Raw genomic sequence first — 15,296 nt, forward strand, 5'->3', positions numbered from 1 at the left:
GCTACCTGCCCTTCCACTCCGGCGGGCGCTTCGCGGTGAAGGCCGCGTGGAACTCCGCGTAGTCCTGGCCGTTCATCAGCAGGGCCTGGGTGGCCGCGTCGAGTTCCACGGACGCGGCGAGCGGCATGTCGAGTTCGGCGGTGAGCAGAGCTTTGGTCTGTGCGTGGGCCAGTGCGGGCCCGGCGGCCAGGCGCGCGGCGAGTTCGGCGGCCCGCGCGTGGGCCTTGCCCTCGTCGGTGAGCTCGCTGATCAGGCCGATCCGCTCGGCCTCGGCGGCCCGAACGGGTTCTCCGAGCATCAGGAGCCGGGTGGCGTGGCCCAGGCCGACGACGCGGGGCAGCAGGTAGGCGGCGCCCATGTCGCCCCCGGAGAGGCCGACGCGGGTGAACAGGAAGACGAAGCGGGCGGTGGGGTCGGCGATCCGGAAGTCGGCGGCGAGTGCGAGGACGGCGCCGGCCCCGGCCGCCACGCCGTGCACGGCGGCGATCACCGGGAAGGGGCACTCGCGGACGGCGCGCACCACGTGGCCGGTCATCCGGTTGAAGTCGAGGAGCTCGGCGGTGTCCATGGCGAGGGTGGCGCCGATGATCTCGTCCACGTCCCCGCCGGAGCAGAAGCCGCGGCCCTCACCGCCGAGCACGAGGGCGCGTACGGATCGCTCGCGGGACAGTTCTGCCAGCAGATCGCGCAGGTCGGCGTAGGCGCCGAAGGTGAGCGCGTTCAGCTTGTCGGGGCGGTCGAAGGTGACGGTGGCCACGCCGTCCTGCCGGGTCACCCGGAGGTGGCGCCACCGTTCGGTCGCTGCTGTGGAACCGGTGAAGGGGCTCACACGATCGACGGTATCACTGGATGGTGACTGCCGTCACAGAAACGCGACACAGCGGAGTGGGGTTCCGCTTCGCCCCCTGGCCTGAGGCCCGGGACGCCGGGGCGGGCGGCGCCGTCAGGGCTGGGCGAGAGTGGCGACGAGCACGGCCTTGATGGTGTGCAGCCGGTTCTCGGCCTCGTCGAAGACGACGGAGTGCGCCGACTCGAAGACCTCGTCCGTCACTTCGAGGGACTCCAGCCCGTGCCGCCGGTGGATCTCCCTGGCCACCTCGGTGCCGAGGTCGTGGAAGGCGGGCAGGCAGTGCATGAACTTCACGTCCGGGTTCCCGGTCGCGCGCAGCACGTCCATGGTGACCGCGTACGGGGACAGGGCCGCGATGCGCTCGTCCCAGACCTCCTTGGGCTCGCCCATGGAGACCCAGATGTCGGTCAGGACGAAGTCGGCCTGGTCCACGCCCCGCCCGATGTCCTCGGTCAGGGTGATCCGGGCGCCGCTCTTCTCGGCGAGCTCGCGCGCCGCCGCCACCACCGATGCGGCCGGCCAGTAGGCCTCGGGCGCGACGATCCGCACGTCCATGCCCAGCAGCGCGCCGGTCACGAGGTAGGAGTTGCCCATGTTGAAGCGGGCGTCACCGAGGTAGGCGAAGGAGATCCGCTCCAGCGGCTTGGTGCTGTGCTCGGTCATGGTGAGCACGTCGGCGAGCATCTGGGTGGGGTGCCAGTCGTCCGTGAGGCCGTTGAAGACGGGCACGCCCGCGTACCCGGCGAGCTCCTCGACGGTCTGCTGGCTGTCGCCCCGGTACTCGATCCCGTCGAACATCCGGCCGAGCACCCGGGCGGTGTCCCGGACGGACTCCTTGTGGCCCATCTGCGAACCGGAGGGGTCCAGGTACGTGGTGTGGGCGCCCTGGTCGGCGGCGGCGACCTCGAAGGCGCAGCGCGTGCGCGTCGAGGTCTTCTCGAAGATCAGGGCGATGCTCCGGCCCTGGAGCAGACGCTGCTCGGTGCCCGCCTTCTTGGCCGCCTTGAGTTCTGCGGCGAGCTCGACGAGGCCGCGGAACTCGGCGGCGGTGAAATCGAGCTCCTTGAGGAAACTGCGGCCGACGAGGTCGGTGGCCATGGCGTCGCTCCAGCGTCACGGTGACAGGGGATGTTGGAAGTATATACGATACTCCGTATTGATATACAGACCCCTGTGCCGGTCGGCCGCTACGCCCCGGGCAGCCCCTGGACGGCGTCCCGCTCCACCGGACAGCTCATGCACCGCGGGCCGCCCCGGCCCCGGCCCAGCTCGCTGCCCGGGATCTCGATGACCTCGATGCCCTCCTTGCGCAGGTGGGTGTTGGTCGTCACGTTCCGTTCGTAGGCGACCACCACCCCCGGCTCCACCGCGAGGACGTTGCAGCCGTCGTCCCATTGCTCCCGCTCGGCCGAGTGCACGTCCTGCGTGGCGGTCAGCACCCGTACCGCGTCCAGCCCCAGCGCCGTGGCGATGGCCCGGTGCATGTGCTCCGGCGGATGGTCGGTCACCTTCAGCTCCTGCACCGAGTCACCGGGCTCGATGGTGTAGGAGCGCAGCATGCCGAGCCCCGCGTACTGGGTGAACGTATCGCCGTCGACCATGGTCATCACGGTGTCCAGGTGCATGAAGGCCCGCCGCTTGGGCATGTCGAGCGCCACGATGCTCGTCGCCGACCCGGCGGCGAACAGCCCGCGCGCCAGCATCTCCACGGCCTGCGGGGTGGTGCGCTCGCTCATCCCGATCAGCACCGCGCCGTTGCCGATCACCAGCACGTCGCCGCCCTCGATGGTCGACGGGTAGTCCACCTGCCCCTGCGACCAGTAGTGGAAGGCCCCCGAGGAGGTGAAGAGGGGGTGGTGCTTGTAGATCGCCTCGAAGTGCACGGTCTCGCGCCGGCGGGCCGGCCAGCGCATCGCGTTGACGGAGACCCCGTCGTAGATCCACGCGGAGGTGTCCCGGGTGAAGAGGTGGTTGGGCAGCGGCCCCAGCAGGAAGCCGTCCAGCTCCAGGGCGTGGAAGCGGACCGAAACCGGCTCCGGGTGCCGCTCCAGGAACTCCCGCTTGGTCATCCCGCCGACCAGCGCCTCGGCCAGATCGGCGGAGGGCAGCCCCTCGAAGACGGCCCGCAGGTGGTCGGTGGCGAGCGGCCCGTACTCCTTCTCGTCGAACACCCGGTCCAGCACGAGGCGTCTGGCCTCCGGGATGTCGAGGGCCTCGCACAGCAGGTCCCCGAACAGGTGGACCTCCACGCCCCGGTCGCGCAGCACGTCCGCGAAGCCGTCGTGCTCCTGGCGGGCCCGGCGCACCCACAGCACGTCGTCGAAGAGGAGCGCGTCCTTGTTGCTGGGTGTGAGCCGCTTCAGCTCCAGGTCGGGCCGGTGGAGGATGACGCGGCGAAGCCGCCCGGTCTCGGAGTCGACATGGAATCCCATGCCGTACACGTTCGCAGACCGGGCGGCTTTTTGAGGTGGCGTCGGACGAGAGCGCTCAGCGCAGGCCGAGAAGCGCCGCCGGGGCGCCGGTCAACTCCGGGGTGGTCAGGCCCAGCTCGGGCGCGGTCACGTCCGGCAGCCCGAAGTTGCCGGCGTTCGGCATCGTCAGCGGAGAGCCGACGACCGCACCGGGGGTGCGGGCGCGCATCGTGGTGGCCGGCGCACCGAGGGAGCCCTCGCCGTCGGTCTCCTTCGGGCCGAGCAGGTTCGGAACCGGGGAGCTGACGAGCGTCTCGCCGAGCTCCGTGCCGATCGGGACCACCGGGAGCAGTGGGGTCGGAAGCATGTCCCCCGTGTGCTGGCGGGGAGCCTGCGGCGCTCCGACGACCGGGATCGGCACGCCGGTGGCCAGGCGCGGGGTGTCCACGCCCAGCGTGGTCTTCACGGCGTCCAGCGGGACACCGACCGGCACCGAGTCGGCCGCGGCCGGGGTGGCCGCGCCGGCCGCGGCCATACAGGTCATGAGTGCCGCAATGCTTCCGCGCGCGGTCATCTTCATAGGTGACGTTCCGTCCTTCCAGGGTCGCGGACATTCCGCTGCCCTGGATGAACGATCCCGCCGGTGGTTTTCCCGGAGTTCGCGGCGAAAGTTCCCCCATACGACCTAATTAGCGGCCGTACAGGGGTGCCGGCTTTACGCGCGGGCCCTCAGAGCCGGGGGTCGACCGGCTCCGACTCCAGCGCGAGCACCGCGAAGACGGCCTCGTGGACGCGCCACAGCGGCTCCTGCGCCGCCAGCCGGTCCAGCGCCTCCAGCCCCAGCGCGTACTCGCGCAGGGCCAGCGAGCGCTTGTGGCCGAGGAACCGCTGCCGCAGCCGGTCCAACTGCTGCGGCCGGGTGTACTCGGGGCCGTAGATGATCCGCAGGTACTCGCGACCGCGCACCTTGAGCCCGGGCTGGACCAGCCGTCCCTTGCCGTCCCGGGCGTAGGCCTGGAGCGGCTTGACGACCATGCCCTCGCCGCCGGCCGCGGTCAGCTCCAGCCACCAGTCGGTGCCGGCCCGTACCGAGTCCTCGTCGGCGGTGTCCACCAGGATGCGGCCGGTGCGGCGCAGCAGCCCGGTGCCGGCCGCCTCGTCGGCGGCGACGAGCCGGTCCAGCCAGAACAGCTGCTCGTCGTGCGGTACGGCGGCCAGTGACCGGTCGGCCGCCGCGAGCAGCTGGAACGGCGCGAACCGTACGCCCTCCAGCCCGTCGGTGGTCCAGCAGTAGCGGCGGTACGCCTCCGTGAAGGCGGCCGCGTCGGCGGCGCGTTCGCGCTGGCGCTCCAGCAGGGCGCCGGTGTCGATGCCCCGGGCGGTGGCCGCCTCCAGGGCGGCGACGGCGTCCGGGAAGACGGCGCGGGAGGCCGCGCCCACGGCGGCGTACTGGTTGCGCAGCAGGCCGGCGGACTTCAGGGACCAGGGCAGGAGCTCGCCGTCGAGCAGCAGCCAGTCGGTGTCGAGCTCCTGCCACAGGCCCGCGTCGGTGATCGCCGCCCGGAGCCGGGCGAGGACCTCCTCGGTGACTGCCAGATCCTTGAAGAACGGCCGCCCGGTGCGGGTGTAGACGGAGCCGGTGGGCCCGCTCGCGCCGGCATCGCAGCCGCCCCCGACGCCGAACCGCTCGCGGGCCGCCGCCGCGTCCCGGCAGACCAGGATCGTGGCGCGGGAGCCCATGTGCTTCTCCTCGCACACGACCTGGGCCACGCCGTCCTTGCGGTACTGCTCGAAGGCCTCGGCGGGGTGCTCCAGGTAGCCCTCCTCGCGGGAGGTCGCCGTCGGCGCCATGGTCGGCGGCAGGTACGGGACCAGCCGGGGGTCCACCGCGAAGCGGCTCATGACCTCCAGGGCGGCCGCCGCGTTCTCCTCGCGCACGTTCACGTTGCCCAGGTGCCGGGTCTCCACGACCCGGCGTCCCTGCACGTCGGCCAGGTCCAGCGGACGGCCGTCGTGCCCGCCGGGCGCCTCGGCGGCCAGGGGCTTGACCGGCTCGTACCAGACCTTCTCGGCCGGTACGTCGACCAGTTCGCGCTCCGGCCAGCGCAGGGCGGTCATCTTCCCGCCGAACACGGCGCCGGTGTCCAGGCAGATGGTGTTGTTGATCCAGGAGGTGTTCGGGACCGGGGTGTGGCCGTAGACCACGACCGCCTTGCCCCGGTAGTCCTCGGCCCACGGGTAGCGCACGGGCAGGCCGAACTCGTCCGTCTCGCCGGTGGTGTCCCCGTACAGGGCGTGCGAGCGGACCCGGCCGGAGGTGCGGCCGTGGTACTTCTCGGGCAGTCCGGCGTGGCAGACGACCAGCTTGCCGCCGTCGAGGACGTAGTGGCTGACGAGGCCGCGAATGAACTCCCGGACCTCCGCGACGAACTCCTCGGACTCGCCCTCCAACTGCTCGATCGTCTCGGCCAGACCATGGGTCCGCTGGACCTTGGCACCCTTCAGATAACGGCCGAGCTTGTTCTCGTGGTTCCCGGGCACGCACAACGCGTTGCCGGACTTCACCATGCCCATGACGCGGCGCAGCACGCCGGGGCTGTCGGGGCCACGGTCGACGAGGTCCCCGACGAAGACGGCGGTCCGGCCCTGCGGGTGGACGCCGTCCTCGTAGCCGAGCTCGGCGAGCAGGGTCTCCAGCTCGGAGGCGCAGCCGTGGATGTCCCCGATGATGTCGAAGGGGCCGCTGAGGTGGGTGAGGTCGTTGAAGCGCTTCTCCAGCACGACCTCGGCGTTCTCGACCTCCTCGACGGAGCGCAGGACGTGCACCTTGCGGAAGCCCTCGCGCTCCAGTCCGCGCAGGGACTTGCGCAGGTCCCGGCGGTGGCGCTGGATGACGGCCCGGGGCAGTCCGGCGCGTTCGGGGCGGCCCGCGTTGCGTTGCGCGCAGACGTCTTCGGGCAGGTCGAGGACGATGGCGATCGGCAGCACGTCGTGACGGCGCGCCAGCTCGACCAGCCGGCGGCGGGCGTCGGCCTGCACGCTGGTGGCGTCGACGACGGTGAGGCGGCCGGCGGCGAGGCGCTTGCCCGCGATGTAGTGCAGGACCTCGAATGCGTCCTTGCTGACGCTCTGGTCGTTCTCGTCGTCGCAGACCAGCCCCCGGCAGTAGTCGGAGGAGATGACCTCGGTGGGCTTGAAGTGCTTGCGGGCGAAGGTGGACTTGCCCGAGCCGGTGGCCCCGACGAGGACGACGAGGGAGAGGTCGGTGACGGGAAGGGCGCGCTTGCGGGGGGTCTCGCCCGCCGCGGTCGTAGCGGTGGTCGCGGTGTGCTCGGTGTGCTCGGTGTGCTCGGTGGTCATGCTGCCTCGCCCTCCTTCGGGGTGTCGGTGGTGGCGGCGCCGGCGCCGCGGGCCGCGGTCGCGGGGGTCGGGTCCGGCCGGGTGAAGACGGCCATCTGGGTCGGCGGGCCGACCTCGGGGTCGTCGTCCCCCACGGGGACGAACCCGACCTCGTACCCGTGCCGCCGCGCGACTTCCCCGGCCCAGGCCCGGAACTCCTCGCGGGTCCACTCGAAGCGGTGGTCGCCGTGGCGGACGTGCCCGGCGGGCAGGGTCTCCCAGCGGACGTTGTACTCGACGTTCGGGGTGGTGACGAGGACGGTACGGGGGCGGGCCGAGCCGAACACGGCGTACTCCAGCGCGGGCAGCCGCTCCGGGTCCAGGTGCTCGATGACCTCGCTGAGCACGGCCGCGTCGTAGCCGGCCAGCCGCCGGTCGGTGTACGCGAGCGAGCCCTGGAGCAGGCGGACGCGCTCGCTCTGCCGCTCTCCCATCCGCTCCAGGCGCAACCTCTTGGCCGCGACGGCCAGGGCCCGCATGGACACGTCCATACCGACGATCTCGGTGAAGGACACGTCCCCCAGCAGGGCCTGCACCAGCTGGCCCTGGCCGCAGCCCAGGTCGAGGACGCGGGCGGCGCCCGCCGCGCGCAGCGCGGTCAGGATCGCCTCGCGGCGCAGGACCGCGAGCGGGGTGGGCCGCTCCGGGGTGTCGCTGCCCTCGTCGACGGCGTTGTCGAGGTCCTCGACCTCGCCGCCGTCGGCCTCGGCGAGCCGGACCAGCTCCAGGCGCTCCAGGGCGTCCTGGGTGAGCCGCTTGTGGCGGGCGAGGTAGCGGGAGCTGATCAGGGCGTGCTCGGGGTGGGCGGCGAGCCAGCCGTCTCCGGCCCGGAGCAGCTTGTCGACCTCGTCGGGGGCGATCCAGTAGTGCTTCGCGTCGTCCAGTACGGGCAGCAGGACGTAGAGCTGGCGCAGGGCGTCGGCGAGCCTCAACTCGCCCTCCAGTACGAGCCGTACGTACCGGGAGTCGCCCCACTCGGGGAACTGCTCGTCGAGCACGACCGGGCGGGTCTCCACCCGGTCCCAGCCGAGCGGGTCGAAGAGGCGGTGCACCAGGTCCGCACCGCCGCGCGCGGGCAGTACCGGGATCTCGATCCGCAGGCCCAGCGTCCGCTCCGGCAGCTCGGGGCGGGCCGTGCACTGCCCCTTGAGCGCGTTGCGGAACACACCGCTGAGGGCGACGGCGAGCAGTGAGGAGGCGGCGTACGGGCGGTCGTTGACGTACTGGGCCAGTGCGGAGTCGGGCGCCCCGCCCCGGCCCTTGCCCCGACCGCGTCGCACGAGCGCGACGGGGTCCACCTCCAGCAGCAGGGCCGCCGTGCACCGCTGATCGGTGGCCTCGGGGTAGAAGACCTGGGCGGTGCCGTGGGAGGTGGAGAACGACTGCGCCTTGCCGGGATGCTTGTGCAGCAGGTAGCCCAGGTCGGTCGCGGGTCGTTCGGGGGAGCCGGTGGTGGAGATCGTCAGGAACACACGAACGATTGTGGCTGGTCACCCGGGTGGTACGCGCCCTATTTTCCGGTGGGCCCCGTTCCGCGGACCCGGTGTCCGGGCAGTTCCCCGGCCAGTTCGGCGATGCGGGCGGGACCGATCCGGCAGCAGCCGCCGACGAGGCGGGCACCGGCGCGGTGCCAGGCGGCGGTGGGCCAGGGCCGCGGGTGCGCCGGCGGGTGCCAGGCGCGGGTGACGGCGTCCCAGACGGAGCCGTCGTTGGGGTAGGCCACGAGCGGCTTGCCGGTGACCGCCGCCGCGGCTTCGAGGGCGGGCAGGACCTCCGCCGGATCGCAGCAGTTGACACCGGTCGCGATGACCTGCGGGGAAGCGGCGGCGAGCGCGAAGGCCTCGGCCAGGGAGGCCCCGGACCGGGTGCGGCCGCCCTCGACGGTGTAGCTGAGCCAGGCCGGAGCGCCCGTCTCCGCGAGGACGTCCAGCAGGGCCTCGGCCTCGTCCGGGTCGGGGACGGTCTCCAGGGCCAGGACATCGGGACCGGCCTCCAGGAGGGCCTCGATCCGGGGGCGGTGGAAGGCGGCCAGCTGCCGCACGCTCAGACCGTACCGGCCCCGGTACTCGGAGCCGTCCGCGAGCACCGCGCCGTACGGACCCACGGAGGCGGCCACCCACACCCGGTGTCCGGCGGCCTCGGCCGCGCGGGCCGCGAGGGCGACGCTGCGGTGCAGCAGGGCGGTGGTCGCCGCCGGGTCGCGGTCGCCGCCGGCGGGCGTCCCGTAGCCGATCTGGTAGCCGGAGGCGATCAGCACCTCGGCGCCGGCCCGCGCGTACGCGGTGTGGGCCGCCTCCACCTGGTCCGGGCGGTCGGCGAGCACCCGGCCCGTCCAGAGGGCGCCGGGCAGGTCGCAGCCCTGGGCGGCGAGCTGGTTGCTCAGCCCGCCGTCCAGCAGCACGGCCGTGCGGGCCAGGGCCTCGGCGAGCGGGCCGGACGCGCGTGGCATCGGAGCTTCCCCCTCCGTCAGCCGAGCTGGGACAGCACCTGGGCGGAGATCAGCTCCAGGTGGTCCAGGTCGTCGAGGTCGAGCAGCTGGAGGTAGACGCGGGAGGAGCCGACGGCGCCGTAGGCCCCGATCTTCTCCACGACCTCGGCCGGGGAGCCCGCCAGCCCGTTGGCCTTGAGCTCGTCCACCCCCCGGCCGATGGCGGCGGCCCGGCGGGCGACCTCCGCGTCGTCCTTGCCCACGCACACCACGAGGGCGTTGGAGTAGACGAGGTCGTCGGCCTTGCGGCCGGCCTCCTCGGCGGCCCGGCGGACCCGCCCGAACTGCCGCTCGCTGTCGGCGACCGACGCGAACGGCATGTTGAACTCGTCCGCGTACCGCGCGGCGAGCCTCGGGGTGCGCTTCGCGCCGTGGCCGCCGATGAGGACCGGCACCTTCGCCTGGGCGGGCTTGGGCAGGGCGGGCGAGTTCTCCACCCGGTAGTGGCTGCCCGCGTAGTCGAAGGCGGCGCCGGCCTCAGTGGCCCACAGCCCGGTGACGATCGCCAGCTGCTCCTCCAGCCGGGCCATCCGCTCCGCCGGGAAGGGGATTCCGTACGCCTTGTGCTCCTCCTCGAACCAGCCCGCCCCCAGGCCCAGTTCGACACGGCCGCCGGACATCTGGTCCACCTGGGCAACCTGGATGGCGAGCACGCCTGGCAGTCGGAAGGTGCCGGCCGTCATCAGCGTGCCGAGCCGGATCCGGCTGGTCTCGCGGGCCAGGCCCGCGAGGGTGATCCAGGCGTCGGTGGGTCCGGGCAGGCCGTCGGCGGAACCCATCCGCAGGTAGTGGTCGGAGCGGAAGAAGGCGTCGAACCCGAGGTCCTCGGTAGCTCGGGCGACGGTCAGGAGGGTGTCGTAGCTCGCACCCTGCTGGGGCTCGGTGAAAACGCGGAGATCCATGTCCCCATCCTGCCCCTCCCGCCCCGGCCGGCTGAATCCGCGTCAACCGGACGGTCCACCCCCCGACAGACCGCGCAGGCGGGTCGGGCGAGGGCGCGGCCGTACTCGTCGTCGGCCGCACGCCCGCCGACCTCGCCGACACACGGCCGTTCCGACCGCGCGCCTCCCGCCACTCCGGCGGGACCCCGAACCCCCACCGCCGCGCCGGGGCGGGGCGTCGGGGCGATCGGGCCGGACCGGACCCGCCGGGCACGGCCCTCTACGGCGGCCGCACCGGCGCGCCGTACCTGGATTCCGGCCACAGCACTAGACGACCCCTGAGGCCGAGCCCCGTTCGCGGACCGTCATACGGCGCAGGATGGCCCGTACCCGGTCGCTCGACTCGTCGGCCGCGTCGATGGACTCTATGCACTGCCAGTACAGCGACTCCTCGTCCGTCCCGCAGGCCACCCCGACCAGGGCTATCCCCACTTCGCCGAGCAGCGCCTGCAGTCCGAGCAGCGCCTGGCGGACGTCGGTCACCCGGGTCAACTGCGCGGCCCGCGGCGGATGGTCCGGCGCGCTGCCCTCTCCCCGCAGGGCCGCCCGGTCGAGCACCCCGCAGCCTCTGCCTCCCGCTTCTCCCAGCCCTCTGGCCTCCGCTCTCATTTCCGGCGGTCCGGTGACCGCCAGAAAGCCTCCTATGCCCTGAGCGAGCGCCTGAGCCTGCCAGGCCTCGCCCACGATGTCCCACGCAGCCCCGCTCTGTGCCAGCGCGTGCCGGCCGGCCGCGATGAGCCGTACCGCATCCATATGCCGTCCCCCGTCCGCACGACATCCCACCGTTCCATCACTACCCAGAGTGAGGGCAACGCGTCAGTAAAGCCAGGGGTATTCGGAAATTGTGGACACAAACGTGATTGTGGACGGGGCCATCACTCCGAAGAGTGACCATCCGGGGTCCGGGGGCCCGTCACGGGGAAGCGGAGCTCGTTCCGCTCGATCTTCGCGGCGAGCGCATCCAGCACATCCACCCCGAGAACCTCGCAGAACTGCAGCAGATACGCCAGCACGTCGGCCACCTCATCGGTCACGCGGTGCGCGGTCTCCGGATCGTCCATCACGGCCGCCGACTGCTCGGGCGTCAGCCACTGGAAGATCTCGACGAGTTCGGCCGCTTCCACGCTCAGCGCGATCGCCAGGTTCTTGGGCGTGTGGTACGGCTCCCAGCCCCGGGCGGCCGCGAAGTCCGCGAGCCGGCGCCGCAGTCGGTCCAGCCGCTCGTCGCGGTCGCCGTCCGTCGTGTTGTTCATGGCCCCAGGTCTACCACCGTGATACCCGGGAGGTCGCGGGCGGCAGCAGCGGTCTCCTCCCCCACCGCCGCGGCCAGCCGGACGTGGCCCCGGCCGCAGGACAACAGGGCCAGCCGCAGCAGTTCCATTCCCTGCGCCCGGTCCAGACCCCGGTCGAACCCGTCGGCCAGCACCGTCAGGGCCTGCCGCGCGGACAGCAGCTCGGCGGCCGGGTCCACCGCGAGCACCCCCGGCCCGGTCAGCAGCACCAGGGCCAGTGCGAGGAAGCGCAACTCGCCCGCGCCGAGCCGGCCGAGCTCCGTCGCGGGCCGGTCGGCGCCCCGGTCCAGCAGCGCCGTGACGGGGCCGCCCTCGCAGGCCCGTACGTCCAGACCGGCCACGTGTCCGGCGCACCCGGTACGGGCCGCCTCGGCCAACAGCGCGTGGCGGGTACCGCACTCGTGGCGGGTCCGGCGCAGTACGTCGGCCAGGTTGGCGCAGTCGCCCAGCAGCCGGCCATCGCCGGGCGGGACGGCCGTGCGCATCCGTTCGGGACGCGGGTCGCAGGGGTACACCGCGCGCAGGGCCACGACGACCTGCTCGCCGGCGGCCAGTACCTGGCGCTGGCCGGCCGTCGCGCCGGCCACGCGCAGCGGGAGCAGGGCCGTGCCGAGCCGGTCGTCGGGCAGGGGCGCCCGGGTGACGCCGATGGATCCGCCGGTCAGCCAGGCGGCCTGCACGGAGCGCCGGCCGGGATCGCGCAGCGCGGTGCTGAGCAGGATCTGCCCGTCCCGCGACAGGCGTTCGCCGACGATGCGCAGGGTCGGCTCGGCCTGGACGGCGAGGTCGAGCCGGACCGGACCGGCGGGGCCGTCGACGGTGCAGCCGATACGGAATCCGCGGCGCCGCTCGGCGTCGGGGACCGCCCGGTCGGGGATGCGGGCGGCCGCGTCGGGGAAGGCCTCCTCCAGGGTGGCGCCGGACGCGAGCCGGGCCAGGGCCCCGTAGGCGTCCAGGGCCTGGGACTTGCCGCTGCCGCTGGGCCCGGCGAAGAGGGTGACGGGCCCGAGCGCGAAGGCGGCCGCCCGGTGCGGTCCGAAGGCGGACAGCCGTAACCCCGTGACGGCGGGCCGCTGGTGCCCGCGCTCCGGCTCCGCCGCGGCGGGCCCGCCGGCCTGCGCCGGGACCACGCCCGAGGCCCGCACCGGTGGGCCGCCCGCGCCCCGGGGCGGGGGGACCTCCCCGGACCGTACGGGACCGGGCACGGCCTGCGGGTCCGCGGTCGTACCGGCCCGGCCCCGCGCGGGCGCGGGGGTCGCCCGGGGCTCCGGCACCGCCTCGGCCGGAGCGGGCGCGCAGGGGCCGCCCGGCGCGACCCGGGCCCGGGCGGGCACACGGGAGTCGCCGGGCGCGGGTGCCGGCGGGGCGGGGTTCAGGGCGGGGGCGGGGGTCGGTGCGTCGAGGGTGGCGTCCATGCGCCGGACGGTACGGGCCGCCCGGCCCCCCGAGGGCCCGGTGAACCGTTCCGTCGCCGCGACCTTCCTACGATCGGGGGACGGCCGCGGCCGCGATGCCCTCGACTTCGGTCCCGACCGGCGCCAGCAGGAAGACGTTCCGGTCGACCCGGTGCATTCCACTGCCCAGCCCGAAGACCACGCCGCTGCTGAAGTCCAGGATGCGCTTGGCCACTTCGCTGTCGGCGCCGGTGAGGTCGAGCAGCACCGGAATCTGCGCGATCAGGTACTCGGCCACCTCCCGCGCGTCCGCGAAGATCTGGACGCGGAGCACGACGAAGCGCCGCTGTTCCGCCGCCGACGCCCCGGGCGACTTGGGGATCGTGCGGTGGTCCACCCGGGAGGGCCATTCGTTGCGACTGCGCAGCGGCACCACCTGCGCGAGCCCCTCCCACTGTTCGTCGGTGACGTCGTACCTGCTCACCGGGCCGCCTCGGCCGCGCGCTTCATGTGCATCCCCCCATCCTCTCGCGTTTCACCCGTTCAGCCCAACAACGACACGGACCGCGCGGGCTACTCCGGCGAGTCGGGATAGGTTAGGTTAGGCAAGCCTAACCAAAGGACGATGGGAGATCCGCATGCGCACGCCCGGTGCACCCGCCACTCCGACCGACCGGCCGACCGCCGCCGAGCGGGTCCGGTCGATCCTGGCCGCCGCCCATTCCATGACCGTGGTCACCGACGGCCTGCGCACCGAGGTCCGCCACCTCGACGGCACCGACGTCCTGGGCCGCCTGCACCTGCACCCCGCCGAACCCGCCGCCGGCATGCCCTTCACCGTCCGGCGCGACGGCGGGCCCGTGATCCGGCTGGAGTTCACCGATATCGCCGCCACCCCCGTCCGCGACCGGGTGCGCGCCCGCGTGGCCGTCCTGGGACGCCTGCTCACCCCGTACGCGGACGCCGGCTCCGACGTCACGGCCGGCCCGGCCGACCCCTCCGGGGCCGGCCGCAGCACCTGCGTGGAATTCGCGGAGGCCGTACTGGAGACCGGCGACGGCTCCGTCTCCATCGGCCTCGAAGAGCTGGACGCCGCCCGCCCCGACCCCCTCGCGGAGTACGAGGCGGGCATGCTCACCCACCTCCTCGACGACCACAGCGACCTCGTCACCCTGCTGCTGCGCCTGGTCGAGCCGCCGCCCGCCGCGGCCGTCGTCCGCGCGCTGCCCCTCGCCCTGGACCGGTACGGCATCACCCTGCGGCTGGAGGAGCGGCGCGGGCACCACGACGTACGGCTGCCCTTCCCCTCCCCGCTGGACGACGTCGAGCAGTCGGGCGCGCAGATCCAGGCGCTCTTCAGCGCGGCCCGCCGGCGCTCGCACCGCAACACCCTGCCCGCCTGAATCCGGCGCCCGGTCGCTCCCCGGCGCCCGGTCGCTCCCGGGCGATCGGGAATAGCCGACCCCCGCGCCCGGTTCGGGTGATCATGAAGGCCATCACGTACAGCGCATACGGAACTGCCCCGGACCTCAAGCTCGTTGACGTCCCGGAGCCCAAGGTCGGGCCGGGCGAGGTGCTCGTCCGCGTCAAGGCCGCCGGGGTCAATCCGGTGGACTGGAAGCTGGCAGCCGGACACCTCGATCCGATCCTGGAAGTGCGCCACCCGGTCATACCCGGCTGGGACGTCGCCGGTGTCGTCGAAGCCGTCGGCCAGGACACCTTCGACTACGCCGTGGGCGACGAGGTCTACGGATACGTCCGCAAGGAGTGGGTCGAGCTCGGCACCTACGCCGAGCTGGTCTCCGCCCCCGTACGCACCCTCGCCCGCAAGCCCCGCGAGCTGAGCTTCGAGCAGGCCGCGGGTCTGCCGCTGGCCGGGCTCACGGCCTACCAGTCCCTCACCCGCGCGGGCCTGCGGGCCGGTGAGACCGTCGTCATCCACTCCGCGGCCGGCGGCACCGGCTCCTTCGGCGTACAGATCGCCGTCGCCCTGGGCCTGCGCGTCATCGGCACCGCGGGCGCGCACAACCACGACTACCTGCGTTCGCTCGGCGCCGAACCCGTCCTCTACGGGGAGGGCATGGCCGACCGGATCCGCGCCCTGGCGCCCGAAGGGGTCGACGCGGGCCTGGACTTCTACGGGGACGGCGTCATCGCGACCCTCCAAGCCCTGGTCAAGCAGCGCGACCGGGTCGTGTCCATCGCCGACTACGAGGCCGCCGCCCGGGGCGCGCACCAGCTCTGGGTCCGCCCCGACACCGCCGATCTCACCTTCCTGGCCGAACTCGCGGACTCGGGCCGGCTCACCGTGAACGTGGAGCACGTCCTGCCGCTCGCGCAGGCCGCGAAGGCCTGGGAGCTCAGTGCCGCGGGCCGCACCCGCGGCAAGATCGTCCTGACCGTCTGAGACCCGCCCGCCACGGGCGCGGGGGGGGGGGGCCCCCGGGGGGGGGCCCCCCCCCCCCCGCGCGGGGGGGGGGGCGCCCCCCGGGCCGCGGGGGGCGCCGCCGCCGCGGGCCCC

At 73.6% G+C, this 15,296-nt stretch carries 14 protein-coding genes; 2 read left to right on the top strand and 12 right to left on the bottom strand.

Annotated features, from left to right (window positions below):
• Window position 1: 1 nt before the first annotated feature.
• The 12 genes from ACWFQ8_RS07565 to ACWFQ8_RS07620 form a co-directional block, all read right to left on the bottom strand.
• Window positions 2-829: an enoyl-CoA hydratase family protein gene (locus tag ACWFQ8_RS07565; RefSeq protein WP_453785266.1), complete on the bottom strand. Its 828-nt coding sequence runs from the start codon at window positions 827-829 to the stop codon at window positions 2-4.
• A 114-nt stretch (window positions 830-943) separates the two neighbouring features.
• Window positions 944-1,948 carry an ornithine carbamoyltransferase gene (gene argF / locus ACWFQ8_RS07570; protein ID WP_453785267.1) on the bottom strand — a complete coding sequence of 335 codons (1,005 nt, stop codon included), beginning with the start codon at window positions 1,946-1,948 and terminating at the stop codon, window positions 944-946.
• An 89-nt stretch (window positions 1,949-2,037) separates the two neighbouring features.
• Entirely contained in the window at window positions 2,038-3,282 is a 1,245-nt protein-coding gene (locus tag ACWFQ8_RS07575; RefSeq protein WP_453785268.1) for an arginine deiminase, read from the bottom strand.
• Between the two features lie 55 nt (window positions 3,283-3,337).
• Entirely contained in the window at window positions 3,338-3,805 is a 468-nt protein-coding gene (locus ACWFQ8_RS07580) for a hypothetical protein (RefSeq protein WP_453785269.1), read from the bottom strand.
• 185 nt (window positions 3,806-3,990) lie between these two features.
• A complete protein-coding gene (locus tag ACWFQ8_RS07585) occupies window positions 3,991-6,621 on the bottom strand; it encodes a polynucleotide kinase-phosphatase (protein WP_453785270.1) in 2,631 nt (876 codons plus the stop codon).
• Window positions 6,618-8,132, bottom strand: coding sequence for a 3' terminal RNA ribose 2'-O-methyltransferase Hen1 (locus ACWFQ8_RS07590; RefSeq protein ID WP_453785271.1), 1,515 nt, complete (start codon window positions 8,130-8,132; stop codon window positions 6,618-6,620). Before ACWFQ8_RS07590 ends, ACWFQ8_RS07585 begins: the two co-directional genes overlap by 4 nt.
• Window positions 8,133-8,170: 38 nt before the next feature.
• Window positions 8,171-9,109: a homocysteine S-methyltransferase gene (mmuM, locus tag ACWFQ8_RS07595; RefSeq protein ID WP_453785272.1), complete on the bottom strand. Its 939-nt coding sequence runs from the start codon at window positions 9,107-9,109 to the stop codon at window positions 8,171-8,173.
• A 17-nt stretch (window positions 9,110-9,126) separates the two neighbouring features.
• Window positions 9,127-10,050 (bottom strand): LLM class F420-dependent oxidoreductase, encoded by a 924-nt coding sequence (locus ACWFQ8_RS07600; RefSeq protein WP_453785273.1) that lies wholly within the window; start codon window positions 10,048-10,050, stop codon window positions 9,127-9,129.
• Window positions 10,051-10,356: 306 nt separating this feature from the next.
• Window positions 10,357-10,842 carry a DUF6099 family protein gene (locus tag ACWFQ8_RS07605; protein WP_453785274.1) on the bottom strand — a complete coding sequence of 162 codons (486 nt, stop codon included), beginning with the start codon at window positions 10,840-10,842 and terminating at the stop codon, window positions 10,357-10,359.
• A 122-nt stretch (window positions 10,843-10,964) separates the two neighbouring features.
• The gene (locus ACWFQ8_RS07610) at window positions 10,965-11,342 is read right to left on the bottom strand and encodes a nucleotide pyrophosphohydrolase (RefSeq protein ID WP_453785275.1); all 378 of its coding nucleotides are present in this window, start codon (window positions 11,340-11,342) and stop codon (window positions 10,965-10,967) included.
• Entirely contained in the window at window positions 11,339-12,796 is a 1,458-nt protein-coding gene (locus ACWFQ8_RS07615; protein WP_453785276.1) for an AAA family ATPase, read from the bottom strand. The genes ACWFQ8_RS07610 and ACWFQ8_RS07615 overlap by 4 nt, the downstream gene beginning before the upstream one ends.
• A 67-nt stretch (window positions 12,797-12,863) precedes the next feature.
• Window positions 12,864-13,259, bottom strand: a complete 396-nt coding sequence (locus tag ACWFQ8_RS07620; protein ID WP_453785277.1) for a cell division protein SepF — start codon at window positions 13,257-13,259, stop codon at window positions 12,864-12,866.
• 154 nt (window positions 13,260-13,413) lie between these two features.
• Between ACWFQ8_RS07620 and ACWFQ8_RS07625 the strand changes: the two genes are divergently transcribed.
• The gene (locus ACWFQ8_RS07625; protein WP_453785278.1) at window positions 13,414-14,178 is read left to right on the top strand and encodes a DUF2470 domain-containing protein; all 765 of its coding nucleotides are present in this window, start codon (window positions 13,414-13,416) and stop codon (window positions 14,176-14,178) included.
• A gap of 83 nt (window positions 14,179-14,261) precedes the next feature.
• Entirely contained in the window at window positions 14,262-15,182 is a 921-nt protein-coding gene (locus tag ACWFQ8_RS07630; protein WP_453785279.1) for an NADP-dependent oxidoreductase, read from the top strand.
• Window positions 15,183-15,296: the final 114 nt, after the last annotated feature.

Source organism: Streptomyces sp. NPDC055254 (genome assembly GCF_053606025.1).

Excerpts from the sequence above, each read along its gene's own strand:
- argF (WP_453785267.1), bottom strand. The coding sequence starts at position 1,948 with ATGGCCACCGACCTCGTCGGCCGCAGTTTCCTCAAGGAGCTCGATTTC.
- ACWFQ8_RS07575 (WP_453785268.1), bottom strand. The coding sequence starts at position 3,282 with ATGGGATTCCATGTCGACTCCGAGACCGGGCGGCTTCGCCGCGTCATC.
- ACWFQ8_RS07580 (WP_453785269.1), bottom strand. The coding sequence starts at position 3,805 with ATGACCTGTATGGCCGCGGCCGGCGCGGCCACCCCGGCCGCGGCCGAC.
- ACWFQ8_RS07585 (WP_453785270.1), bottom strand. The coding sequence starts at position 6,621 with ATGACCACCGAGCACACCGAGCACACCGAGCACACCGCGACCACCGCT.
- mmuM (WP_453785272.1), bottom strand. The coding sequence starts at position 9,109 with ATGCCACGCGCGTCCGGCCCGCTCGCCGAGGCCCTGGCCCGCACGGCC.
- ACWFQ8_RS07600 (WP_453785273.1), bottom strand. The coding sequence starts at position 10,050 with ATGGATCTCCGCGTTTTCACCGAGCCCCAGCAGGGTGCGAGCTACGAC.
- ACWFQ8_RS07605 (WP_453785274.1), bottom strand. The coding sequence starts at position 10,842 with ATGGATGCGGTACGGCTCATCGCGGCCGGCCGGCACGCGCTGGCACAG.
- ACWFQ8_RS07610 (WP_453785275.1), bottom strand. The coding sequence starts at position 11,342 with ATGAACAACACGACGGACGGCGACCGCGACGAGCGGCTGGACCGACTG.
- ACWFQ8_RS07615 (WP_453785276.1), bottom strand. The coding sequence starts at position 12,796 with ATGGACGCCACCCTCGACGCACCGACCCCCGCCCCCGCCCTGAACCCC.
- ACWFQ8_RS07625 (WP_453785278.1), top strand. The coding sequence starts at position 13,414 with ATGCGCACGCCCGGTGCACCCGCCACTCCGACCGACCGGCCGACCGCC.
- ACWFQ8_RS07630 (WP_453785279.1), top strand. The coding sequence starts at position 14,262 with ATGAAGGCCATCACGTACAGCGCATACGGAACTGCCCCGGACCTCAAG.